This window comes from Ferrimonas sp. SCSIO 43195 (genome assembly GCF_023716685.1).
Classification (GTDB): Bacteria; Pseudomonadota; Gammaproteobacteria; order Enterobacterales; family Shewanellaceae; genus Ferrimonas; species Ferrimonas kyonanensis.
In genome coordinates this window covers 3,818,512-3,841,783 of the sequence record NZ_CP072679.1, presented here as the reverse complement: position 1 = coordinate 3,841,783, position 23,272 = coordinate 3,818,512, and the positions used below count along the sequence as shown (strand labels likewise).

Genomic DNA, 23,272 nt, shown 5'->3' with positions numbered 1-23,272 from the left:
CTTGTGGCTATTGCCGCTTACTGGCGGGCCAGACGGTGGTTGGCTGGCAGGGCTTCAAAGTCGCTGCGGAACGGGTTGATGTCGAGGCCGCCGCGACGGGTGTAGCGCGCGTACACCGTCAGCCGTTGGCAACCGCAGTAGCGTTTCAGGTCCATGAAGATCCGCTCCACACACTGTTCGTGAAACTCGTTGTGGCGACGGAAGCTGATCAGGTAACGCAGCAGCTTTTCCCGGTCGATGCGGCCACCTTTATAGCGGATCTGGACGCTGCCCCAATCCGGCTGCGAGGTGATCAGGCAGTTGGATTTGAGCAGGTTGGAGCGCAGGGTCTCTTCCACCACCTCGCCAGCGGCGGCGCCGCTGAGGTAATCCGGGTTGAACTGGTAGTCGTCGATGCTGATGTCCAGGTCGTCGATCAGCTCCCCTTCAAGCTCCACCAGAGGCTCGGCGCCAAAGGCATCCGGCAGGACAATGCGCACCGACACCTCGCCCTGGGCACACTGGCTCAGATCCTTGGCCAGAGCCTCGCGCACCGCGTCGACGCTGTCGAAACGGGTCTGGTTAAAGCTGTTGAGGTACAACTTGAACGACTTGGACTCTACCAGGTTGGCGGAGCTGACCGGCAGGGCAAAATGGGCAATGGCCACCATGGGCTTGCCCTTGGCATTGAGCCAGGACAGCTCGAAGCCGGTCCAGATGTCGGCGCCAGTGAAGGGCAGGGCATCGCCGAGACCGATGGCATCACGGTTCAGTTGCCGTGGCACCCCTTGCAACAGCTCTGGGGCGTACTGGTCCTGATACTGGGTTTGCTGACCCAGAGTTAATCCCGACAGGGCGTCGGCCCCATGGTAGGGATCGTGATGATCTGTCATAACGTTTCCGATTCGTGGCACAATAATCCTCTATTCTACCCCAGTGACCCGGAATCTATGAACCACAGTGCCGCATTAGAGCAGTTTTTCGACCGTTTTCGCCACGCTTGGCAGTCTACCCACGGCCAGTTGCCGGTAACCGACCGCGACGAAGCCGGACCGGCGGCGGTGTCGGAGCATGAGCTGGGCCAGCACTGGCAGGCGGTGGCTCAGCAGCCGCTGGGGGCGTTTACCAACCTGGAGCCGGCGCTGGAGTTGCCGGTACACCCGGATCTGCAGGCGTTCTACGGTCACTTCTTTGCCGGCAACCTGCAGTTTGACGCCGAGTTTGGCAGTGGTGAGCTGTTGCAGCCCTGGAACCAGGATGATTTTGCCTTCCTGCAGGAGAACCTGGTGGGGCACGCGCTGATGAAAAAACGCCTCAAGCAACCGGCGACCTGGTTTGTGGGGCTGATGGAACAGTCTGATGCCATGGTGGTGATGGACAATGCCGATGGCAGCCTGTGGCTGGAGATTCCCGGGCAGGAGCCGCATCAGAAGCTGGCGGACAACCTGTCTGAACTGCTGAGCCAGATCGCTCCCAGGGTGATCATGCCGGAACCGACCCCCGTTGAAATGGCACCAAGGCCGGGGTTTGTGGAGCGACTCAAGGTGATGTGGGGCCATCTGCGGGGCCGTTAGTGCGGCGTAGAGATTCGCGCGCTGGTGGGGCTCGTCTTTTTAATGAGAGGCGGCCGAGCCTGAAAATAAGCGAACATCACACGAGTACAAATGTGTAATGCAGCAGGTTAAAAAGAAGGCCGGCTAACCCGGCCTTCGCTCAAATCAACGATTCGCTCTTACGATAGCTTGGTGTTCTGCAAAGTGATCGTAGATGTCTTCAGTAAGGGGATTCTTCTTACGCTTAATGATGGTGTTAACTTGGTATACGAGTACGCACACGTTAAATGCAAGAGCAATTATGCTCACCGACCAGTAGGCGACAGGATCGTGAGTGGAGGGTACTGCCATACTGCTTTCGATAAAGAAGCTTGGGAAGGTCATCATGGCCATCATATATAAGGCTAAGGTATGAACCCGGTGTTGCGCCCATGCTCCACGTTTGGTGGTAAATGCTGGAATTGTGCAGGAGATTAGCAAGGCCGCGCTAAAGAAGGCTCGGTCAGTCAGGCAATTGTAGACATAGGCGAAGTTCCACAAATCATACGCAATGATCCAGAACCACAGCATATCCGGCCAAACGAGATCATGGTGTTTGTCTTTCGATATGATGATGCCAAACCAGCCGCTGATACACAGGATATTGATAATTCCGGCGAGTGCGTTGACGTAGTTCCAGGGGCCACCCATATAAAACATGCCTTCGGTGATCCCTTGCATTCCAACCACCTCAACTTCGCGAATCACGGCTTCAAGAATGTTGATGGCTAAGATGCCTGGCGCCAATAACAACCACCATTTATTTGCTTGCAGGCGTTTAGAGAATCGCAAGCCTAAACCAATGTAGCAGCCGATTAGCGCAGAATAGGTTTTTATCCAGGCAAACCAGTTTGCGGTTTGCGCACCGCTGTCGGTTCCTGATGTCGTTGGCCACACGAATAGCGTTAATGCAATGGGTAATAACACGAAGAAGAGAATCCCCATTTGCTTGTTGTAACGAGTTACTTCGTTCAGGAGGATAAGTGCCATGAGAATGGCAAACCAGGCCAGGGCAGCCTCAATAGAGATAGTTTCAAATAAGAGCATAGCGTTAAATCCTATTCACAGTAAAAGCGAATTTGATTTTCGGAACTCCCCCATCCAAAAAATCGTTTATCAGTAAAGTACGTATCCCTTCAAATGATGCGCTGGTGATTTTTATTAGAACTGATATGGATCAATTCAGGCTGTGTGAATTATAACCAGTGCAAACTTTTGTTACCATGATCACCACTCTAGACAGGATAAGGTAAATACTCTTCTTAATGTAATTCAAACCGAATTTGAACAGCCTTTAAACTATTTTCATTGGTTAAATATCACCGTGTTTACCTAATTGACTCGGTATTGCCATCAATAATATCGACGGTAAGGAGCATAAGCTCGGCTTGAAATGTATTCCAAGAGGCTCTGCAGATCTCTTCTTGAGTCGGTGGAAACCCAAAGAAAGATGCCTTATTAGCACGTAGGCAACAGCCCGGCCTTCGCGCTGCGGCACGTTGCCTGGTTGAGTGGCTGCTCTCGCCACATTGCGGTCATTGGCTTTGGCGTAATGTAAAATGGGGCAGCTTCATCCACTATCTGCGCACCTTGTTTCATTTATTTACTACTCTGGTGACTACTTAATCTATACTGACCAGGAACGAGTGAACCAATAGCAAGTATTACGGCAGTAAAGAGTAAAAATCTAAGTTCGCCATCTTGAATAGTCTCATCAAATAATTGCATGCAAAAAATTATCATTACAGCACAATAAAAACTGACAAATCCGCGGCGGCGTGTGAATTCATGTAAGGTATTACACTTGGTGCATCTACACTTTGTTTCGACAAATGAAGTCAAAAACCAACGTAAAGACAGTTTTTTTGAACATTTTTGGCAGCGCGGTAACATTAACTCACTCCTTGCATTCGATAAATATAACGCCACAACTCTGTGGGGCATAGCGGTTGGTTATACAACATCCAGCCAAACCCGTTGCTTTGATCCTGACTGATCCTGACCCGTTTGCAGTGGCTTGTTATCAGTCATTTTCTATAACTAGTGAAACACCAGATTCGTACTTTTGATTAAACCAAATCAACTTATCTATGGGTACATTATGGAAAACGAGCCGTTTATTTGATTCCCATTCGATTCTAAATTCATTTGGGGTATCTCTTATTCCTAGCAATCCGCGATACACTTCACCAGTTTCTATATTCTCAATCAACACACCACTTTCTGTGGATGAGAAAGCACCACAATCTGATGAGCCGTACTTTGCTATCAATTTGCCATTTGGAGATATAACTTTATTGATTTCTTCGTATACACACAAATCGGGTAGATCAACTTCCAAGTAAGAAATAGCAAGTCCGCATACCTTTATGGTTAGCCAAAGGTAAAATATCGCAGCTCCAAAGTTTACAAGGAAACGGCTAATTATCTTCTTCATGTACCGCGATTCCTCATACGATGGATAAAAGTATATTAGTGTGAATTCCGCATAGCTTGGTGAAAGTGAAAATTCGTACTAACACTGGCGAACATGAGAACACGTTAGCAAGCTAATCTCACTTAATCAATAACTTAACTCGGCATTTTCGCTGTTCCTATAGTGAAACTTAGAGTTCATGTCCACAGTCATCTGCGTACAGGCTCAATGAACGGTTGTGGCGCCTGAAGCGAGCTATCACGGGATCATGCCTCTGGGGTTGGAGGAGCAGCCTGGTTGACAGGCAGCGCACGCCACATAGGAGTCATTCAGACATAAGGTAAAACGCTTTTGGGGCGAGGACCCATCAGCCATACGTTTGGCTACACATAAACTGCAAGAATTACCGCTGATTTATTCAATTTTTCATCACAAGCAAATCTGGTAACTATACGCTTTCAGGCCTATATGTCAGGTGGAACCTGAACTAACCCTGTTCAAAAAACACCTTCTCGGCTGTCGCATTTCAGAGTTGAATTTGCGGACAACTACTTTTATCCAAAACTCAACAGAACAGCAAACGATAACCCAAACCCACCGAATAGAAAAACTAAGATACCTAGAGTCAATCGTGATTTTTCGGATGAACACAGCTCTTCATACTTACTTATAGCTCTCTGCATTCTGGCTCCAGAAAACAAATACAAGTTAACCAGAACAACAAGCACAACTAAGAACACATAAATAAACTTACCCTCTTCACCCAAGCTAAAATCTTGCCATAAGAGAAAGTGAGTTAAGCTCCCAGCAAAAATAGCCACCTCTATCAAACAAAAAACAACATTTGTCTTTAGTTCTAAAAGGTAGCGGGGTAAGCCGTCCCCAGTGTTTCTAAAGTATTCGTACAACCTTAAGTACAACAACTGATAGGTTAACATCGTCAGTATTTCACCACTCTAAACATACGCCAACTACTACCCAAAATCTCCTGGTTTCATTGGGTTAACGTATCGAAGTCGTTCACTGCTCCTTGATGGCCTTGTGGGTAACTCTGCCTGATCAGTATCAGACTTGTCTTGCTTAACCGCCTTGACCCACTTATAGGCACTATGGGCCGAAACACCCAACCGCTCTGATACTTCCTGAACGGAATGACCCAGCTCAACAACTTGCTTGACGACTTCGTCTTTGAATTCTGGCACGTATCGTTTGTTGCTCATCCTGGTTCCTCCAGTGCTCAAAGAATAGTCTGAAGGTGTCTAATCAACCGTGGGCAGTCCATAGCTGTAACTAACGGATTTTTCATAGGTGATTAAGATAAACCCTCTAGCGGATGTTTTATAGGGGGTTAGTCACACTATAGCTGTGAGGCATCTGTAAACAACCGCTAAACTCAGGGCATTCCACATCAGAGTTTTCCGGCTTACACTGAGCCAAAGGGAGAACGTATGATGAAGAAGTCACACTATGCTGTAAGACATCGACCATGAATGACCGGAATTTGTGCCGAACCGAGCGTTGGGCACCAGGTAGGCCTGACTGACTCAGATTCAGGGACTCCTGCCGCCACGAAGGGGTCTTCCGGTTAGGTTCTAGGAGTGACGTCTCCACAGCACAAAACGGTCATTGAGCTTCAACACCGGATGCCCCAAAGCTTGCTACAGCCACATTGACAATGATTTATTGACCTTTGCAATTGACCAAGATTCGCTGTAAGCGTCTGATTTTCTACATTATTATCTGATGAGCAGAAGGTAAAGATGATACACTAAACTGATTTGAATTTGATGATTAGTGACTTGCAACGTATAAATCTGAAAAATATAGGTTAATTATGAGCGTGAAAAAACAAACAACAGCTCAAAGTAAGTTAATCGGTGAACACCCTGGTTCGGGATTGTTTTTTGATTGGTTTGAGTGTGAAGATACACTTGCAACAGCTAATAAAAAACATAGAAAGCTTACAAATAAAGGAATCAGCAGCATGACTTTGGCTGATCACCTATCTCAATGGATAATTAAACATCATGCAAGCGAAGCTCGTATCGCTAGAATAGAAAAGAAAAAGAAAATTCTAGATAAACATGGTTTTGCTCAGTATATGGAAGGAAAAGTTCCTTTTCCTATTAAGTCTGAAATTACGCAAAAAGGAAATTTAGGCGAAATAATCCTTGCAGAATATCTTACTGAAACATCAGGTTTGGAAGTCCTTGTGTACAAATTGAGGTACAACCCAAATGTAGAGCAGTCTATGAAAGGTGATGATTTATTACTTTTTGAAAAAAATAACATTCAAAATAGAGTGATAATGGGTGAGGCAAAATTCAGAGCAACTAAAAGCAAAAAAGCTTTAGATGATATTATTGAATCGTTATCGAATAAGAACTTACCCATATCTTTGACCTTTGTAAGCGATAGACTGGAAGAAATGGGAGATGAATTTTTAGCAAACGAAATTGATGATTTGATCACAAGCCTTCATACCCAAAAAACTCCAGTCACATATGTGGGCTTTTATCACAGTGAATCTTCTATATATAAGACCATAGAGAAAAACCTAAACTCAAATAATAAAAACCTTGTCATAGTATCGTATGGTGAAGATAACCCAGCCCAGCTTGTTAAGAGTAGCTTTGACGAAGCACTAAAAATGGTGATGGAGTAAAAATGGATACCGTAAAGGCTCAAGAGCTATTTGATAAACTCGAAAACGATGATTTCGCTCAAAACTTAATTGCGCAATCCAACGCGAAGAATATCCTTTTAGCTGTCAAAGAAGATGAAACTAACTTTCCTAATTTTACAGATGGCTTAACTGAAAGAATTAATAGTATTGGCTTCGCATATTTGTCTATAGGTTGTGCCATAGCTGAAAAAAGTAAAGTTGATGATATTGCTCTGAAAGCATTTGAGAAAGCAGGCGATATCATACATTACATTCACTCCCCTAATAATGAGCTCAACAAGAAAAGTAGCTTTTACTTGGTTGTTAGTAGTTTATCTTTTTACCTGGCTTCTCAATATTCAAAATCATTTATAGCGATTAAAAATGTTAAGTCTGAATCGCCACTAATTACGCTAATTAGTAGCTTTTTAAGAAAAGATATTCAAATGCTTATTCATGGAATTAGCAACATTCAGTTGGATGATGAATATCATGAAGCTTCTGAGGACGAACTGGAACAAAACAGCAAACATTATGCAATTATATTGTCTAAATCCCTAAATTTAGTGTTGGAGTACATTTTCTCTGGAAAAGAAGAATATCTTTATCTCGGGAAAGAGTCTTTAATTGACTTGAAAGAATTGGCTTCAATTGATGAAGAACCTGCTATTTGGTGGCTGTCGAGGCTGTTAATAATATTGCTTGAAGTCTTTAAAGAATACTCATTTTGGAATGTTATACCAAAATTGATTAAGAGTGATATTGCAGAAGTTTATGTAGAACAACTAGCATTACGAACACCCCCAATTACAGAGTTATTCTTTGCTCAATATAATGCACTGCAGGCTATGCGAAATAAAAGCGATATTGTCTTGAGCTTACCAACTAGTAGTGGAAAAACTCGAATAGCTGAAATTGCCATTTTGGAAGCTTTAATTGCTAATCCATTTTCTAAAGTATTATATCTTGCCCCGTTTCGTTCATTATCCTATGAAGTAGAAGAATCTATGGAAAAGGCACTATCTCCTTTGGGTTTTTCTACTACATTCTTATATGGTGGAGGACAGTTTAGTAAATTAGATAAGACACTAATTGAAAACTCAAGTGTGATTATTGCAACCCCCGAAAAAGCAAAAGCAATAGTTAGGGCAGACGAAGATATCGCCAACGAAATTAGTTTGCTTATTATTGATGAGGGTCATCTACTTGGAGCGGAAGAAAGATTAATTAAAATTGAGTTATTTATCGAAGAGCTAAAGCATCACGTCAATAAAAATGATGGCAAGATCATGCTTCTTTCCGCTGTTCTACCTAATACAAATGATATTGCCCAATGGGTCGCAAAAGATAGCAGTAGTGTTTACGAAACTGATAAGACAATTGCGAACAAGCGCTTTGGCATTATTAAATGGACTCACGCTAAAAATATAACAATAGAATGGATTGGGGAGCCAACTTCATTTAACAGAAATTTTGTCGAAAAATTCTTACCTCCTCGCGCAAGAACTAAATATTTTCCCAATGATAAAAATGAAGGTATTGCTGCTACTGCACTAAAACTATCGCAACTTGGGACTGTTTTGATGTTTATTGCCCAAGCTAGATATGTTGTATCTTCAGCTAAAAGGGTACTAAAGGCAATGGGAGGCACTCCTGAATTACACAACTATAAAAATGAAGAGCTTTTTGAGTCATTTAGGCTCGCTTGTGATGAAGCTGGTGTTAGTGAAATATATGAGCTAGCTCGGTACGGAATTCTATGTCATTTCGGGAAATTACCGACCGATGTACGGATTTTTACTGAGCAACTAATGCGATCCGAAAATTTGAAGGTTATAGTTTCGACATCAAGCTTAGGTCAAGGAGTTAATATAGGTATATCAACAGTAATTTTCGCTGATGTATTTATGAACCATCAGGACGAAAGAAAAATTGATTCAAAAGATTTTTGGAATATTGCTGGGCGAGCAGGAAGAGCCTTTACAGATATTGAAGGAAAAGTCTTGTACTGTATTGATGAGACTAATTGGAGTAGTACAAGGGATCTTGGTTTTTGCCATGAGTACTTTGATTCATCGAAAATGGAACGTGCAGAGAGTGGGTTGCTAGCACTAGTAAAATATCTAAAGAAAGTTTCCACACAATGTAAAGTTGACTTTGACTTGTTGTTGCAACTAGTTGCTAGTAATGATTTTTCTCAGTTGAAATCTGATGGGGCAGATTACTCAGATATATATAGGCAAATATTCGACTGGGTTGATGATACGTTATTATCATTAAGCTACAAAAATAAAGCAAACGAATTGCAAGATCCTTCGAGCTGGATTGACACAGTTTTTAGAAATTCATTGGCTTATATTCAAGCAGTAGAAGATGATGTGGTGTCTCAAGAAGATATTATTAATTTTCTAAAAAGCAGAAATAGAGCAGTGATCAAAATGGCTGGCGATTATGTAAATTGGGAAAGCATGGTTAAGTCTGGCATTCCATTAAGCTCGTCCAAAGCATTGGACGATTACATTGACCCTATCAAAGAGAGCGTAAGAATTTACAAAGAGTCAGAAGGTAGTGCTGCTGATCTAGCAGAATTGTCAAAAAGCATAGAAGAGTTAATTCAACAACTCCCAACAGTTACTTTTAAGCATGATTATGAAGAAGCAGAATTGGATGAAGTCCGATTGAAGTGGTTTAGTGCAAAACCATTGTCAGAAATGGCTGTTCATGAAAATGGCCACGAGATATGTGTTTCCTATATTTCGATGACGTTACCTTGGGCTCTTAATGCAATTATAAGAAAGCTTGTTGATTTAGAACTAGATGACGAAGCTGAATTGCTAGAAGAATTAGCACTTTATTGTGAAATAGGCGTTCCTAATATGGATTCGGTGAAAATATATTTAGCGGGATTGAAGTCACGCGTGACAGCATACGCGCTTTCGAGTGTGCTAGTAGGAAAATTTACCAACTTAAACAAATCAAAGTTAATTAAGCTGCTTAAAGATAATTCACTAACCATTGAATTTCTCTGCGATGAAGTGACGAATAAGTGGGTAGAGTTATTTACTAGGGAGCAAAAAAGCAAAAGTGAAGATGAACTGACTAAAATTAGTAACTTTATCTTAAACAATGTGGAGCCAGAAAGCCATCAGCTAAATGTTCGTAGCTTCAAAGGGAGCTTATATTTGTGCAACCCAGAGTTGACTGAGAAAATATCGATAATTTCTAGTGATGAATTTCCTTTTGAGTCTATCGCTGACGATCCTAAAGTCTACTTTGAAAAAGAAGCTTTGCACTGGGCTATGAGGGTCAGAGCTAGCCGAAACTAAACAATATAGTACTACAAACATTTGACGTCTAAAGGTGCTTTCGGCTATGTATCTCAAATGAGTTGGAACAAATGTCCGCTTTTGGCGCCAAAGAAGACACTGAGACAGTCACAGTTCGGCTCGGACTATTGAGTTGTGGCTATTGCGCTGAGGGTATTAGGCGGTTGTTTGGGGCTACCTCAGTCGTACAAGGGGCGCCTTGTTCAGTGCCTGAGTGGTATCTGGAACAAGTATTCGGTTCGGCCGATGATGATTGCGCAGAAGAAGACAGGGCAGCGGCTCTCTGCCCTGTTTGGGGATGGTTAGATTACTGTGTTGTTAGCCTTTGGGGTGGCAGGTGACACAGGCATAGGGGTCCGGGTACACGGGGTCCGTGGTCCAGCTGCTGTTGGTTCTCACCTTCATGTCATCGCTATAACGGCCCCAGTACCCTTGCCAGGTAACGTCCTGTTTTGCAGGGTAGATGCCAAGATTCATGATTGGGGTCAGCGACTCCTGCAACTCCGCTTCCAGCCGTGATACGGCGGCCGCATCGGTGCTGTCGACATCGATGGCGTCGAAGGTACGGTTAGGAATGTCTGGCGTATTCCCGCCCTGGTACATCTTGGAGATGTAGCTGGAGGCGGTGCCGTGGTTGGGCGGAATGTAGTCCTCCGAGTGACACCAGAAGCAGGTGCCGGTTTCGCCGTGGCCTTTGGGGGCGCCGTTGCTGCCGTGACAGGCGGCACATTGGTACGGTGCCACCACCAGCTGTGAGGCGTCGTCGACCGGGTAGCTGCGCACGCCTTCGTCGTAGATGGAGATGGGCTTGGGATTGACCCCGAGGCTGACGCCCACATCGCCGTCGGCGTGAATGCCATCCAGAGAGTGGCAGGTGCCGCAGTCGGCGACGCCCCAGCCGAAGTGCTGTTGATCCAGCGGTGCAATGGCGTCCTCAATGTCGGCCACCGGCCACTTTTCATCGCCCACCAGCCGTTTGGATTCCTCTTCAGGATAGAAATCGTACATGGTGAAGTTAATGACCGTCATCAGGTCGCCGGGGTGGTTCATGACCCAGGTGTCGCTGAAGAAATGAAACTCCTGATCGTTGTACCAATCGCTGATGTCGGTGGTGTCCGGATCGCACTCCTCCAGCCTCAAAGGATCACCGACAGCATCGATAATGCCATCGGCATGATCCAGGCTGGTGTCGCTGGGATCGAAGGGGTTGGACTGGCCTTTGCGGTCACAGTAGGTGGGCATGGTCGATGAGGAGGCACCAATGGCGGTGGAGTCCAGATTGGTTTGCTGGCTGACCATGTACTTGGCGGCAAAGTCTTCCATGGCCCAGCTAACGCCGGTGTTGATAACGTAGTTGTGAAAGCCGGACGAGCGGGCACCGTTAATCTCGTTGATAACAAAGTGCTGCACGTCGACGTCGGACGCCAGTTTGCCCCAGAAGGTGAAGCCTACCGATTCGATCAGTCCTTGTTCCTTCATGCTGAGCAGCACGTCGGCCATGGTAATGGCCTGATCCTTCTTAAACACATCGGGGCGCAGGTTGTGGCTTCGGGCTTCGACGTTGTGAAACAGCAACTGTTTGCCGCCGGCGGTGCCGATGGTTTCGATGGGGGTCAGGGCCACCGTGGGCACCACGATCACGTGGGTATCCTGGCTGTAATAGGAGGGAGTACTGCGGTCTTTCAGTTCCGCCTGGTAGTGCTGAACCGACTCCCGGCGTTTGGTCATCATCGGGCTGTAGGAGCGGAAGTGAAGCCCGGAGTTGGGCTGCACCAACACCTCTTCCAGGCGAAGGTACAGCGCTTCTCCCGACTCGGTGTAATACAGTTCCCGCTTGAAGCGACCGAAATCGATCATGTAGGTGGCGTACCAGTTGGGATCGGCGTTGACGTCGCCCTCATCGTCGAAGTCACCATCGCCATTTTTATCGTGCCAGACGGTGTAACGGTACGACTGTATCTCATCACTCCACTGGTATTCGACGTGGAAATCGTCCCGGGTCTGTGACAGGTACATCAGTACATCGGCAAAGGTAATCTGATTGTCGTTGAAGATGTTACTGGCAATGTAGAGGCCATCACCCTTTTTATAGGAGGCCGCCTTGGCGGCCCGCAGCTTTTCAGGATCGACGGCAATGCCGTGCTCGGGCGTTTTGCGCTCGAACTGGTCGATCATGTCCTGGCGATCGATGTTGCCATTGAGGTAGGCGTACACCGTGGTGTTGAGTTGATACTTAACGTCCGGGCCCCATACTTTCTCAAACGCACCGGTGCCGGTCGCAGGGGTTTCCTGCTCTGGGGGCTGAGTGGGTACCGAAACCTCATTACTGTCACTGTCGCCGCAGGCACTCAGTAATAGTGATGAGGCCAACAGCACCCCGATATTTCTTTTCATCATCTCGTGTTTCCTTATCTGTTTTTGCCCTTTCTGAAGAACCTGGTCAATTAAATTCATTTCTAAAGAAAGCGTTACTCCATACTGCATCGGAATGGCCGGATTTCGACTTCGTAAAATCACACTGAATTTCCGCGATTCAGCAGGGGCGCAGGGCAGGGTTCACAGCTTAGAAACACGGCCCCAAACCAGGGGAGTTTTTTTGAGGTGGGTCTTATCTGGTAGGGGCAAGTTATCGGTACACTAATTGCTATTCAGTCAGTGATGGTGCGCCTTTATGAAAATCCAGTTTGAAGATCTTAATAATCAGCAAGAGGCGTTGTCGGCCATGCTGAAATCACTGGTTACTTCTGTGGGGGCGGTGGATGCATTGTTTCATATAGACCTCAATAAGCCGGAAGTTTGGCTCGGCAAGTCCTGGTTGAAATGCCTGAAACAGAGGCAGTCGATCCTGTTTTCTTCATCCAGGTTGGAAGAGACCTTTGAGGGCTATAGGAAACGACTGAAATCTATGGACATTGAGCTATCTAAGAGCGTCAGGAAAGATCTCTATAGCTGGTCGTCTGTAAACAGCCATGCGGCAAAGCGAATTCGGGAAGGGGGCTATGAGCGGGTGGTTTCCGTGTCGATTCCACTGGCGACCTGCAGCGATCTTCGCGGCCGGTTTCTGTATTTTTATGACGGTGTCAGTGAGCAGAGTGAGTTTGAGATTCGCCGCAGTATTGAGAATAGCCTCAATGAAATGATTGTTTATCAAACTGCCGTGAGTGCCTCCCATTTAATTACCAGCCCGCTGGAAGATTACGGAATGTTGAAGTCGGCCACCATCTCGATTATCCGGCATTTATCTCAGGGCTGCTCACGGACCGAATTGTCTGAGGTTCACCATATGACCCCACGAGGCATTGATTACCATCTCGAACGGGCTAAGTGTTTATTAGGGGCGAAAAACACCCATAACCTGGTGCATAAATCTCACAGTTTATTGTTGATTTAAGTGGGCGGTTTGAGAGTCCTCGCTGGCATCGAGACGGCGATGGAAATCCCACCGCGGCAATAGAAAGACCGCGGTGGAGGGGCTTACTTCTTCTCCAGCCCTCTGAGGTAGAGGTAGACGGTGTCTTTGGAGATATCCAGCAGGCTGGCCGTCAGTGGAATGCTGCCTTTGTAGTTGAAGATGCCCAGGCCGTGCAGGCGGGTGACCACCTCGCGATTGCGTTTGGAGGGGGTGATCTGGTCGTCGCTCAACACCTGAGTTTTCACCAGCTCCACGGTGCTGCTCACCGACTCCTCCTGGTTGCGGGCAAAGGTTTCCGGGGTGCCGCTGGCGCCGGGCAGGGTGCAGTCCATGGGCACCATGGCCTTGAGGAAGGACTGAATCGGTGCCCCCAGATCCACGTTGATGCACAGCAGGCCGATGGGATCGCCGGCGCCGTTGCGCACGATGGTGGTGGTCGACTTGAGCTCGCGGTTGGTCTCGGTGCGGGCAAAGTAGGAGTCAGAGACGTCCTTGCCCTCTTTCAGCTTCATTAACGCCAGGTTGGTAATGGGCGCCCCCGGGCTGCGGCCGGTGACGTGACCGTTGGCAATCCGGTAGATCCCGGCCGAGTCCTTGTCCAGGCTGTGCAGCGCCACTTCGGTGTGCTCACCAAAGCTGGCGGCGATGCCTTCGACCACGGTGGCCAGGGCATCGAGGATCTCGTAATCACTGGGGGTCAGCTGCTTCAGTTCCACGGTGTGCACTCTCGTCCTTTCCTATTGCGACATGATGTCTATGATAACCGAATCGGTGGCCTGCATGCCGCTGTTAACCACACAGCCGACGTTGGCAATGGTGGCTTCCACCTCTTCCGCGACGATGCCCTGATTGCTGACCACCTTGTTGCGGCGGGCCATTAAGAAGGCACGTACTGCCGCCGTGGAGGAGGTACATACCTTCATGGCGCAAGACGATTTGGCGCCGTCGCACACCATGCCGGAGCTGTCGCTGAGGACATTCTGGATGGCGTAGCAGCTCTGTTCGAAGCTGCCGCCACTGAGGTACACCATCGCCATCGCCGCGGCGGCACTGGTAACGGTGTTGCCACAGAATGCCGACAGAGGAGGATAATGGGATTTGATGTAGATTGCACCCAGGTGGCTCATGATCAGCGCCCGCGCCAGCTGTTCGTCACTGCTGCCCAGTTGCTCGGCGGTCACCACCACCGGCAGGGTGGCGGCGATGCCCTGGTTGCCACTGCCGTAGTTGCTCATGGCCGGCAGGCTGGCACCGCCCATACGGGCATCGGACGCGGCGGAGGTGCGCATCTGAATCCGGGTGGACAGGTCGTCGCACAGCAGACCGTCTTCGATGTTGTCCTGGAGGGTGCGTCCCACTTCGAGGCCATAGTTGTTGGCCAGCCCCTCCTGCGACAGCCGGTCATTCATCTCGGCGGCATCGAGGATGAACCGAATCGACTCAAACTCCGCATGCAGGGCAAAGTCGTATATGGCTTCGATGCTGATGTCGATGCCGTCGCACACCGAAGCGGTATTGGTGGCTTCGGCACTGGCCTGCTGAAACTGGGTGTGGCCGTTCAAAGAGGTGTGGATGACGTTGGTGTGACCACCGCTGATCTCCACCAGGGACACTGTGTTGCCTTGAGTGGCGATCACCTTGCAGTAGATAAACTCTTCGGTAACCGCTCGTTCGACCGTCACCTTGCCGGCATCGATCAGCGCCTGAGCCACGGTCACATCCTCGCTTGAGACCTCTCCCAGTACCTCCAGCTCTTTGTCCGGGTTGCCGGCGACGGCACCGGCGGCGGCGGCGATGGCCAGACCGGTTTTGCCGGTACCGGGCACAAACACGCCCATGGCGTTCTTGTAGAGGTTGTCCGATACCCACACCTGCAGGGTGTCCGGTACCGCGTTCAGGGCCCGACAGGCCACGGCAGCCGCGTAGGCGGCGGCAATGGGTTCGGTGCAGCCAACGGCGGGTTTCACCACCTTGTTGATGATGTCGATGTACGGATGTGGCTGTGAATCAGGACGCATGGAGTTTCCCCGGCTTAGGCTGTGTGGGCGATGGCTTCGACTTCCACCAGTACGCCCAGAGGCAGATCCTTGACCGCGAAACAGCTGCGAGCCGGGCAATCACGGTTGAAGACTTCGGCGTAGACGGCATTGAAGGCCGGGAAGTCTTCGATGTTGGCCAGGTAACAGGTGGTCTTGAGCACGGTGTCGATGCTGCCGCCGCCGGTTTCCAGCACGGTTTTCAGGTTGGTCAGGGATTGCAGGCTCTGTGCCGAGATACCACCGGAAACCACGGCGTTGGTTTGTGGATCAACCGGAAGCTGACCTGAGGTGAAGATCAAGTTTTCGAAACGGGTACCGTGGGAGTATGGGCCAATCGCTTTCGGGGCTTGGGCGGCATCAATAAGGGTTTTCATGACTTTCCTTAATAATTGAGTAAATCAGTGTGACTGTTGCGGTTAACTGTAAATTCAGCACTCAATTAAATCAAATAAATTTGAGTTTTGACTGGGGTTTCACACAAATAGCGTGATCGCCGTCCCGTTTGATGGCGGTTTTGCTGCGTTTCGTCTCAGCCTTGTTAACGAGCGTGCAAAAATTGTTGAGAAAATGACATCTCTCAAATAAATTTGAATAAAATCCAAAAACAACGAGACACAACTGATGAATACAAACACGGCAACACTGGGGCAGGGGAGACTGCCTGCCCACGAACAGGCAGGGATGTCTGAATCGGATTGGCGGCGGGCCACGCGGTTCGACAGCGTGGATATTGGCTGGATCGTCATGAGTATCGGCATGGCCATCGGCGCCGGCATCGTGTTTCTGCCGGTGCAGGTGGGGATCATGGGGCTGTGGGTGTTCCTGCTGTCGTCGGTGATTGGCTATCCGGCCATGTACCTGTTTCAGAAACTGTTCATCAATACCTTGGCGGAATCCAAACAATGCACCGATTACCCCGGGGTGATCTCGGGGTATCTCAGCAAGAACTGGGGCGTGGCCCTGGGGGTACTGTATTTCCTGATGCTGGTGATCTGGGTGCTGGTGTATTCACTGGCGGTGACCAATGACAGCGCCTCCTACCTGCAGTCGTTCGGGGTGACCGAAGGGTTGTTGAGTGACAACCTGTTTTACGGTCTGGGGCTGATTTGTGTGTTGTCTTACCTCGGCAGCAAAGGGGAAAAGCTGCTGTTTAAATTGTCCGGCTTCATGGCGGTCACCGTGTTGTCGTTGGTGGCGGTGATGGGCGTGCTGCTGATCTCACGCTGGGACCTGGCCAATATTCCTGCGGTGGGCGACATGGTACCGATGCTCAAAGACGCCATCATTACCCTGCCGTTCACCCTGACCTCGATCTTGTTTATTCAGTCCCTGAGCCCGATGGTGATCTCCTATCGCGCCCATGAAAAGTCCATCGAGGTGGCGCGGTACAAGGCGTCGCGGGCGATGACCATCGCCTTTGCGATATTGTTTGTGGTGGTGTTTTTCTTCGCGGTGTCGTTCACCCTGGCCATCAGCCAGGAGCAGGCGGTGGATGCCATGAACCGCAACGTGTCGGCGCTGGCGATCATTGCTCATTACTTCCCCGGCAGCTGGGCGACCATCACCGGCGTGGTGATCAACATCTTCGCCATCGTTACCTCTTTCTTTGGGGTGTTCCTGGCGTTTCGTGAAGCCTGTAAGGGGCTGGTGATGAACCTGCTGCTGCGCAGCAGAAGCGTAGAGCAGGTGAATCAGCAGTTGGTGGATAAAGTGGTGGTGGTGTTCATTATTCTGATGGCCTGGAGTGCCATCGCGTTGAATGCGCCAATTCTCTCCTTTACTTCCATCTGCAGCCCGATCTTCGGCCTGGTGGGATGCCTGATCCCGGCGTACCTGGTGCACCGGGTGCCGGATCTGCACAAGTACAAGGGCCTGGGCACCAACCTGATTATCGGCACCGGCATCTTGCTGTGCATTTCGCCGGTGCTGGCGTTCCTGTAATCGGGGAAAGGAGCGACACCACAAACGGCCTCGAAGGAGGCCGTTTGTGTGGCAGAATCCATACCGATAGCCTTGGGTTTACTCCAGTGCGAGGTGAGCGGCCAGATACTCAATAAGAATTCTCACCCTTCGTGGCAGAGTGCGGTTGAGTGGATACAGAGCCGATATGGAGCTGGGGGGCTGACAGTAGTCGCCCAGAAGCGGGCATAACTCACCGCTATCGATGTGGTCTTTAAACAGGAAGCTGGGGCCAAATCCAATGCCCAGCCCCTGCCTCATGCCCTCCACGATTAGGTTTCCATCATTACTGGTTAGCTTCCCTGTTACCTTTACTGTTAACGCCTCTCCATCGGGTTTGCGAAACTGCCAGCCTCTGCTCGATTTCGAATCACCGTAGAGCAGGCAGTTGTGTTTCATTAAGTCCGATGGGTGCGTGGGCTCCCCCCAAGTCTGAAGGTAGCTTGGCGAGGCGACAACCTGAAACCGACACTCGCCTAGCCGCCGCGATACCAAGCTAGAGTCTTCCAGTTGCCCGACTCTGATGGCCAGATCAATGCCTTCTTCGATCAGGTTCTCTACCCGGCCGCTGGCGATAACGTCGAGGTCGATGTCGGAGTATTGGCGTTGAAATGCAATCAGTAGCTGACTGAATCCGGAGATAATCAGACTTTGAGGAATTGTCATGCGGATTTTTCCTCTGGGGGCGTTTTGGCTGTCCAGTATCTCCGCCCTGGCAAGCTCCGCTTCTTTCATGATCCGTTGGCAGTGGCGGTAAAATTGGCTCCCCTCATCAGACAAGCTCAGGGTTCGGGTGGTTCGATGCAGCAACCGGGTTCCCAGATCCTGTTCCAATAGAGACACCTGTTTACTGACAAAGGACTTTGACAGTTTCAGCTTTTCAGCAGCGGCGGTAAAACTGCCGGACTCCACCACCACCGTAAAAGTCTCCATTAACGCCAATGTATGCATGTTTGTTTCCAATAGGTGAACAATGATGTGAATCTTAGCTTATATATCCACCCTCATGGATACAATAAGCTGGGGCTAGTGATGGTTACCGGGGGACCGGTGTCAGTTCCATTTGAGGCAGAGGTGGCTTATGAAGACGAATCGTATAGATAAACAAAGGTATGGCGTTCTGGCGATGGGATTACATTGGGTCATGGCCCTGATGCTGATTGCGCTCGTCGCCATAGGGAACTACATGGTCAGCCTGGAGAGTGGTGATCCGAATCGTTTGCCGCTGATGGGACTGCATAAATCCCTTGGGGTGGTGTTTATGCAACTGGCCATAGCTCGAGTGATTTGGCACCGAATTTCACGTCCTCCGAAATTGCCTCAGGTGTTGGCGGCCTGGGAGCGTCGACTTTCCCAGACCATTACCCTGGCGTTGTATTTCTTTATGCTGGCCATACCGTTCAGTGGTTATCTGATGACTAATTACGCGGGTTTTCCAGTCATTGTGTTTGGGCTGGTGAAACTGCCACTGTTGGTTGATAAAGACCCTGCTCTGGTTGAGGTCGCGAAGCAAGCTCACCTGATTCTGGTATCGGGATTGATGGGGGCTCTGTTGGCTCACATTGCTGGCGCCATCAAGCACCGTGTTTTCGATGCCCCGGAAGCGGATGTGTTGCCGCGAATGTTGCCGGTAAAACCTCGCTCGTAAATCCCTGTCATCCATTTGCCTGGTTACCGCTCGTCAGCAGGAGCGTTGCAAATACCTCAGTTAAAGGAGAACTCTGTTATGAAATCAATAGCGCAAGCGGCCCTTATCTGTTTTGGCCTGTTGCTGTCCACTACGGCGATGGCCACAGCCACCTTCCCGACTCAGGAACCCATGGGAGGAAAAGAGTTCGGTCACAGTGTTAAGCATATCGGTAATGGCTTGTATGTGTTTCGCTGGTGGGTGTATCGAAACTTCTTTCTGGTGACCGACGAGGGGGTAATTGTGTCGGATCCACTGAACCCCAAGGCGGCACAGTTGCTGCAGTCTGAAATTCGTAAGGTCACCACCAAGCCGGTGAAGTACGTCATTTACAGCCACAATCACCATGATCACATTTCCGGTGGCACCATCTTCAAGGATCAAGGCGCCCAATTTATCGGGCATAAAAATGTGTTGGCTGAGTTAGCGGACCACCCAAGTCCGGTGTTGCCACTGCCTGATATCACCTTTGAAGACAGCTACACACTGACCCTGGGAGGCCGGACGCTGGAACTGAGGTATTTCGGACCTAATCATGGTAATAGCCTGATTGTGACTCATTTTCCCGAAGAGAATATTGCGTTTATCGTCGATATTGTCACCCCCAGAAGAGTGGCATTCCGGGGAATGCCGGATTTCTGGCCCGATGAGTGGGTGCGTTCCCTGAAGGAGATTGAACGCATGGATTTAGCCTATGTGATTTCGGCTCACGGGCCTCAGGATCAGCCCGCCATAGATCCGGCTTCGGTGATTAAGGATCAGCGAGTCTACATCGAAGACTTGATGGCTGCGGTGAAGCAAGCCATGGACTCCGGTGTGCATAGTCCTGATGCGTTAAGGCAGCACATCAAACTGCCTAAGTACCAACAATGGCAATACTACGAACAGTGGTTGCCTATGAATGTTGAGCGAATCTGGGCCTATTATCATATGGGCTGGTAACGGCTGTATTGGATTGGCGGTATTCAGGTTCGGCCCGGGGGATTCCTCCGGGCCGATTCGTTTGGTGGCGACAGGGGCGGGCCCGGGACTGCTGGCCCGGGAACGGGGCTGATACCGGATAGGAGTTACTCTGCTGTCCTGGCTTTACTGAGACAAAGTTGATGTTGATCGCAAATGAGGGCCCAGGATCTTGGCGATCGTTGCTTATGATTCTCCATTTATCGTGCCGTACGGTACGGTTCGTTAATGGCCGTGCAACCAGACTCAAAATTTCTTCACTTCAGGTGATGAGGGCTTTGTCATTGGCGAGGGAGAGAAGAGCTCCGCGGTAAAGGAGGGGATATGAATACTGGGATAGGCATTGGCCGTGTGTCGATGGCACTTTCTGGAGAGGTGGCAGTCTTGGAAGGCAAGGAGCGGCTTGAGAGGTTGGCCAAAGCACTGCCACAGCTCGGGCTGCGCTTTATTGATTATTACCTCTATGACAAGGAGTGGCTGGAAGTCGGAGGGGAACTGGGGCGTCGCCCGAAAGAGTCTTGCATAAGACAACCTGCAAGGAGCATCTGCAATTCAGATTATACCCTGAGGTTCAGGAAGCGATGTCAGCACTTGCTGCCGTTTACCTCACGCAGCGAGGCCGGTGACCGAGTCGTGGGCTGCTCCGCCTTTCAATGTGTGAAGCGCCAGTCGTGCACCAGCTATTGGGGGCAGTTCGGCGTCGGCGCCAAGGTGTTGGTGGTCATGGAGTTGGACGTCATGCCTCACTGGGTCGCCGTGTTTACACTGTATTCGAGTTACCAGCAGTCTGAATTGCAGAGACGACTTGGATTGCCAGAAGTATCGCATCAATTAAAAGCCTGCAGTGAGGATCTGTTCCGATGTCATGCCGATGAGATAAATCCCTATATTAATTTTTCAGTAATAGGCGCTAAGTCTTTAAAAATCATTGAGCTGCTTTCAAAGGGAGAAACCACGAAGTCGATATCCGATTCTCTCTTTATGACCGAAAGGGGCGTGATGTACCACATCGATACATTGAAAGACAAAATTGGTGCGAAAAACCGGGTTCATCTCGTTTCTCATCTATACCGGAACAGATTGATTTTTTGAGGTTGATGGCAGAGTGATGCTCGAACCTTAGGGCATCGAATCTATATCGCGTGGCGAATTACGATGCTGTCAAGCCGGTTTTGTCGGCTTTGAATTCCAATGCCGATCACCCTTTTTAGGCTTGCGCTAAATCTCTATACATTTCGACACAGATTCTCGACCGGGAGTTATAGGAGCATTTATTTACCGTGCTGGTGATAAATGCCACAGGGAAATGATGGCTTTTCAGAGTGACCTGAAAAGGCAGAGATGAAATGAAGAGGTAGGGTACCGATGACAATATTAAAACCTTTCAAGTGGCTGCCAATGTTGCTGCTTGGAGCACTGATAAGCGGGTGTGACTCAGACGATGAGACTGTGACCGTACCCCCAACTGAACCACCAGAGGTTCAATACGACAACCTTCAACTGCAGGTCAATAACCAATCCAGCCTGGAGGGTGAGGTCACTGTGTATTTGGGATCGTGGTTTCCCTGTGGAGAAGCGCACCCTGAGTTTTGTACTGCAGACAATAAGTCCAGCTCGACGTTGGATGACCGCAAATACATTGTTACCGTGGCGGCGGAAAAATTAAAACAAGCTCGGCCACAGCCGTTGAGGCCGGATATTTTTGTCGCAGGAAATTATTCACTGCTGGACGTGATGATGTACGTCAGTGATATTCGTGATGACTTTCAGATTGAGCTGACTGGATTTGATGAGTCCATCGGCACTCACAAATTCCTGGTGTCTTGGGATGTGAATGGTGATGGTCAGTTCAGTGCCGAAGGTGATGGGGCAGACAACTATCGCAGCCCGGACTGGTATCCAAGATGGGGCTACGCCAGTGAATTGAAGCGAGAGATTGGCCCGGTGGAACTGGAGGCTCATTACCGGCCGGCGGATGAGTTGATTGTGGCGTATGGCACGGAGATTCGATTCGAGCCTCATTCCAGTGCCATGACTCAGCGGCGGGAACAGTTGCAGCGGCAGCAGGTAGCGCGCCGTGCCCGGGATGGCGGTGCGTTGGTCATTCCTGAATTTCAGGTCAATCTCAAGGATGGCCGTGGCTATGTGACTCTGGCCAAAGATATTAAAGTCAGGCACTTCAACATTCGTGATGATCTGTTCCAAAAAGACGTATACACGCTGGCTGACTTTTTCATGACCCTGCACTATGACTACGGTTTTAATCTGGAATTTACTTATTGGCCGACATTGTCGACCAATGCCAGGGTGAATGCGTTTGCGGTCACTCAGTTTGAGGGTCGCGCTGCCAATGCCCTGTATGGCTGGGCCTATCAAGTGGGTGAAATTGCCTCAGAGCGGGACTTTTTCTTCGGCTCCATCGGTAAAGTGGAAGTGCCATTAGAGACGATTCTGGAGAATAAAGACGGAACATTCTGCCCCTGGTTAGGGGAGATGGATCTTGATAAGGCCAAGATCTGTCAGGCGGACTGGAACGACGTATTTGGCGGCAACAAAATTCACCAGATGTCGGATCATTGGGTGTTGAATGCCACGCCTGAGATGGTGCAGCTGCAGTGGCACAACATCATGCCCGGACTGTGGGGAACGCCGCAGCCCAATGTCGTGGGCGATGGCAAACAGGAGGTGTACGATTCTCGCGATGCCATCAAGCCGCTGACAGACAGCCACTTTGGCTGGAAAATTGCCGACTGCTCTCAATGTCACGCCCTGGAACGAACCCACCTGCAGGGAGACTCCCCGATTCTGCCAGCCAACCTTCAGCCCCATTACTGTGCGTCGTGCCATGGCAGTAACGGTGCGACTCCTGGCCATGGTGAAACCGCCCGTTGCAGCTGGTGCCATTCTCAAGACAAGGCGATGATCAATCACGGAACCGCCAGTAACAAATACCGGTTGTCTCAATTGACCTGCCCTGACGGCGAAGCCGGGCCTTGTGCGAACGCGGCGGCATTGCTAGTGAAACCTCATGATGCTGCGGGTAATGGCGAGGGCTATGCGGATGAGCAGCTGACCTCATCCAACTCCCTGTGGCATACCGATGAGCAGTTCCCTGAGCCGTACGCCTGCGTCAGTTGCCACACCACCCCTTAATCAGAGACGAGATTAAGAGAGGAGTGCGTGAGTGCCTGATGGAAACAACCGATGCCCTGCGGCATCGGTTGTTTGTTCCAGGGC

General features: G+C 49.4%; 18 protein-coding genes. 9 read left to right on the top strand and 9 right to left on the bottom strand.

From position 1 onward, the window contains the following. Positions 1-17: 17 nt before the first annotated feature. The gene (gene queF, locus J8Z22_RS17690; protein WP_252007295.1) at positions 18-872 is read right to left on the bottom strand and encodes an NADPH-dependent 7-cyano-7-deazaguanine reductase QueF; all 855 of its coding nucleotides are present in this window, start codon (positions 870-872) and stop codon (positions 18-20) included. Positions 873-929: 57 nt separating this feature from the next. Between queF and syd the strand changes: the two genes are divergently transcribed. Next, on the top strand, positions 930-1,553 hold the full coding sequence (gene syd / locus J8Z22_RS17685; protein ID WP_028112107.1) for a SecY-interacting protein: 624 nt from the start codon (positions 930-932) through the stop codon (positions 1,551-1,553). Positions 1,554-1,697: 144 nt separating this feature from the next. Here syd and J8Z22_RS17680 read toward each other — a convergent pair whose 3' ends face one another. The 3 genes from J8Z22_RS17680 to J8Z22_RS22250 form a co-directional block, all read right to left on the bottom strand. Continuing rightward, complete coding sequence (locus J8Z22_RS17680) at positions 1,698-2,618, bottom strand: DUF5692 family protein (RefSeq protein WP_252007286.1); 921 nt, start codon at positions 2,616-2,618, stop codon at positions 1,698-1,700. A gap of 976 nt (positions 2,619-3,594) precedes the next feature. After that, complete coding sequence (locus J8Z22_RS17675; protein WP_252007284.1) at positions 3,595-4,008, bottom strand: hypothetical protein; 414 nt, start codon at positions 4,006-4,008, stop codon at positions 3,595-3,597. A gap of 953 nt (positions 4,009-4,961) precedes the next feature. Beyond that, positions 4,962-5,207 carry a transposase gene (locus J8Z22_RS22250; RefSeq protein ID WP_371878024.1) on the bottom strand — a complete coding sequence of 82 codons (246 nt, stop codon included), beginning with the start codon at positions 5,205-5,207 and terminating at the stop codon, positions 4,962-4,964. 614 nt (positions 5,208-5,821) lie between these two features. Between J8Z22_RS22250 and J8Z22_RS17665 the strand changes: the two genes are divergently transcribed. Together J8Z22_RS17665 and J8Z22_RS17660 are read left to right on the top strand one after the other, a co-directional pair. Next, complete coding sequence (locus J8Z22_RS17665) at positions 5,822-6,652, top strand: Hachiman antiphage defense system protein HamA (protein ID WP_252007282.1); 831 nt, start codon at positions 5,822-5,824, stop codon at positions 6,650-6,652. 2 nt (positions 6,653-6,654) lie between these two features. Next, positions 6,655-9,978 (top strand): DEAD/DEAH box helicase, encoded by a 3,324-nt coding sequence (locus J8Z22_RS17660; RefSeq protein ID WP_252007280.1) that lies wholly within the window; start codon positions 6,655-6,657, stop codon positions 9,976-9,978. Positions 9,979-10,296: 318 nt separating this feature from the next. Here J8Z22_RS17660 and J8Z22_RS17655 read toward each other — a convergent pair whose 3' ends face one another. Then, the gene (locus J8Z22_RS17655) at positions 10,297-12,375 is read right to left on the bottom strand and encodes a hypothetical protein (RefSeq protein ID WP_252007278.1); all 2,079 of its coding nucleotides are present in this window, start codon (positions 12,373-12,375) and stop codon (positions 10,297-10,299) included. 274 nt (positions 12,376-12,649) lie between these two features. Between J8Z22_RS17655 and J8Z22_RS17650 the strand changes: the two genes are divergently transcribed. After that, on the top strand, positions 12,650-13,369 hold the full coding sequence (locus J8Z22_RS17650) for a hypothetical protein (RefSeq protein WP_252007277.1): 720 nt from the start codon (positions 12,650-12,652) through the stop codon (positions 13,367-13,369). A gap of 83 nt (positions 13,370-13,452) precedes the next feature. Here the strand turns inward: J8Z22_RS17650 and J8Z22_RS17645 are convergent, their stop codons facing one another. From J8Z22_RS17645 to J8Z22_RS17635, 3 genes are read right to left on the bottom strand one after another with little or no spacing between them, the layout of a single operon-like run. Then, on the bottom strand, positions 13,453-14,115 hold the full coding sequence (locus J8Z22_RS17645; RefSeq protein WP_252007275.1) for a transcriptional regulator: 663 nt from the start codon (positions 14,113-14,115) through the stop codon (positions 13,453-13,455). Between the two features lie 12 nt (positions 14,116-14,127). Then, positions 14,128-15,408, bottom strand: a complete 1,281-nt coding sequence (locus J8Z22_RS17640) for a serine dehydratase subunit alpha family protein (RefSeq protein WP_252007273.1) — start codon at positions 15,406-15,408, stop codon at positions 14,128-14,130. A 14-nt stretch (positions 15,409-15,422) separates the two neighbouring features. Then, positions 15,423-15,803, bottom strand: coding sequence for a Rid family detoxifying hydrolase (locus tag J8Z22_RS17635; protein WP_028112099.1), 381 nt, complete (start codon positions 15,801-15,803; stop codon positions 15,423-15,425). A 307-nt stretch (positions 15,804-16,110) separates the two neighbouring features. Here J8Z22_RS17635 and J8Z22_RS17630 point away from each other — a divergent pair, with 307 nt between their 5' ends. After that, on the top strand, positions 16,111-17,370 hold the full coding sequence (locus tag J8Z22_RS17630) for a hypothetical protein (protein ID WP_371878142.1): 1,260 nt from the start codon (positions 16,111-16,113) through the stop codon (positions 17,368-17,370). 78 nt (positions 17,371-17,448) lie between these two features. On the opposite strand, the gene J8Z22_RS17625 is transcribed toward J8Z22_RS17630, so the two are convergent. Further along, positions 17,449-18,339 carry a LysR family transcriptional regulator gene (locus J8Z22_RS17625; protein ID WP_252007270.1) on the bottom strand — a complete coding sequence of 297 codons (891 nt, stop codon included), beginning with the start codon at positions 18,337-18,339 and terminating at the stop codon, positions 17,449-17,451. 175 nt (positions 18,340-18,514) lie between these two features. Between J8Z22_RS17625 and J8Z22_RS17620 the strand changes: the two genes are divergently transcribed. From J8Z22_RS17620 to J8Z22_RS17605, 4 genes are all read left to right on the top strand, one after another. After that, positions 18,515-19,036: a cytochrome b gene (locus tag J8Z22_RS17620; RefSeq protein WP_245595557.1), complete on the top strand. Its 522-nt coding sequence runs from the start codon at positions 18,515-18,517 to the stop codon at positions 19,034-19,036. A 78-nt stretch (positions 19,037-19,114) separates the two neighbouring features. Next, the gene (locus J8Z22_RS17615) at positions 19,115-20,017 is read left to right on the top strand and encodes an MBL fold metallo-hydrolase (RefSeq protein WP_252007268.1); all 903 of its coding nucleotides are present in this window, start codon (positions 19,115-19,117) and stop codon (positions 20,015-20,017) included. Positions 20,018-20,359: 342 nt separating this feature from the next. Continuing rightward, complete coding sequence (locus tag J8Z22_RS17610; protein ID WP_252007266.1) at positions 20,360-21,127, top strand: response regulator transcription factor; 768 nt, start codon at positions 20,360-20,362, stop codon at positions 21,125-21,127. A 357-nt stretch (positions 21,128-21,484) separates the two neighbouring features. Further along, complete coding sequence (locus J8Z22_RS17605) at positions 21,485-23,188, top strand: hypothetical protein (protein ID WP_252007264.1); 1,704 nt, start codon at positions 21,485-21,487, stop codon at positions 23,186-23,188. Positions 23,189-23,272: the final 84 nt, after the last annotated feature.

Excerpts from the sequence above, each read along its gene's own strand:
- queF (WP_252007295.1), bottom strand. The coding sequence starts at position 872 with ATGACAGATCATCACGATCCCTACCATGGGGCCGACGCCCTGTCGGGA.
- syd (WP_028112107.1), top strand. The coding sequence starts at position 930 with ATGAACCACAGTGCCGCATTAGAGCAGTTTTTCGACCGTTTTCGCCAC.
- J8Z22_RS17680 (WP_252007286.1), bottom strand. The coding sequence starts at position 2,618 with ATGCTCTTATTTGAAACTATCTCTATTGAGGCTGCCCTGGCCTGGTTT.
- J8Z22_RS17675 (WP_252007284.1), bottom strand. The coding sequence starts at position 4,008 with ATGAAGAAGATAATTAGCCGTTTCCTTGTAAACTTTGGAGCTGCGATA.
- J8Z22_RS22250 (WP_371878024.1), bottom strand. The coding sequence starts at position 5,207 with ATGAGCAACAAACGATACGTGCCAGAATTCAAAGACGAAGTCGTCAAG.
- J8Z22_RS17665 (WP_252007282.1), top strand. The coding sequence starts at position 5,822 with ATGAGCGTGAAAAAACAAACAACAGCTCAAAGTAAGTTAATCGGTGAA.
- J8Z22_RS17660 (WP_252007280.1), top strand. The coding sequence starts at position 6,655 with ATGGATACCGTAAAGGCTCAAGAGCTATTTGATAAACTCGAAAACGAT.
- J8Z22_RS17655 (WP_252007278.1), bottom strand. The coding sequence starts at position 12,375 with ATGATGAAAAGAAATATCGGGGTGCTGTTGGCCTCATCACTATTACTG.
- J8Z22_RS17650 (WP_252007277.1), top strand. The coding sequence starts at position 12,650 with ATGAAAATCCAGTTTGAAGATCTTAATAATCAGCAAGAGGCGTTGTCG.
- J8Z22_RS17640 (WP_252007273.1), bottom strand. The coding sequence starts at position 15,408 with ATGCGTCCTGATTCACAGCCACATCCGTACATCGACATCATCAACAAG.
- J8Z22_RS17635 (WP_028112099.1), bottom strand. The coding sequence starts at position 15,803 with ATGAAAACCCTTATTGATGCCGCCCAAGCCCCGAAAGCGATTGGCCCA.
- J8Z22_RS17630 (WP_371878142.1), top strand. The coding sequence starts at position 16,111 with ATGTCTGAATCGGATTGGCGGCGGGCCACGCGGTTCGACAGCGTGGAT.
- J8Z22_RS17625 (WP_252007270.1), bottom strand. The coding sequence starts at position 18,339 with ATGCATACATTGGCGTTAATGGAGACTTTTACGGTGGTGGTGGAGTCC.
- J8Z22_RS17620 (WP_245595557.1), top strand. The coding sequence starts at position 18,515 with ATGGGATTACATTGGGTCATGGCCCTGATGCTGATTGCGCTCGTCGCC.
- J8Z22_RS17615 (WP_252007268.1), top strand. The coding sequence starts at position 19,115 with ATGAAATCAATAGCGCAAGCGGCCCTTATCTGTTTTGGCCTGTTGCTG.
- J8Z22_RS17610 (WP_252007266.1), top strand. The coding sequence starts at position 20,360 with ATGAATACTGGGATAGGCATTGGCCGTGTGTCGATGGCACTTTCTGGA.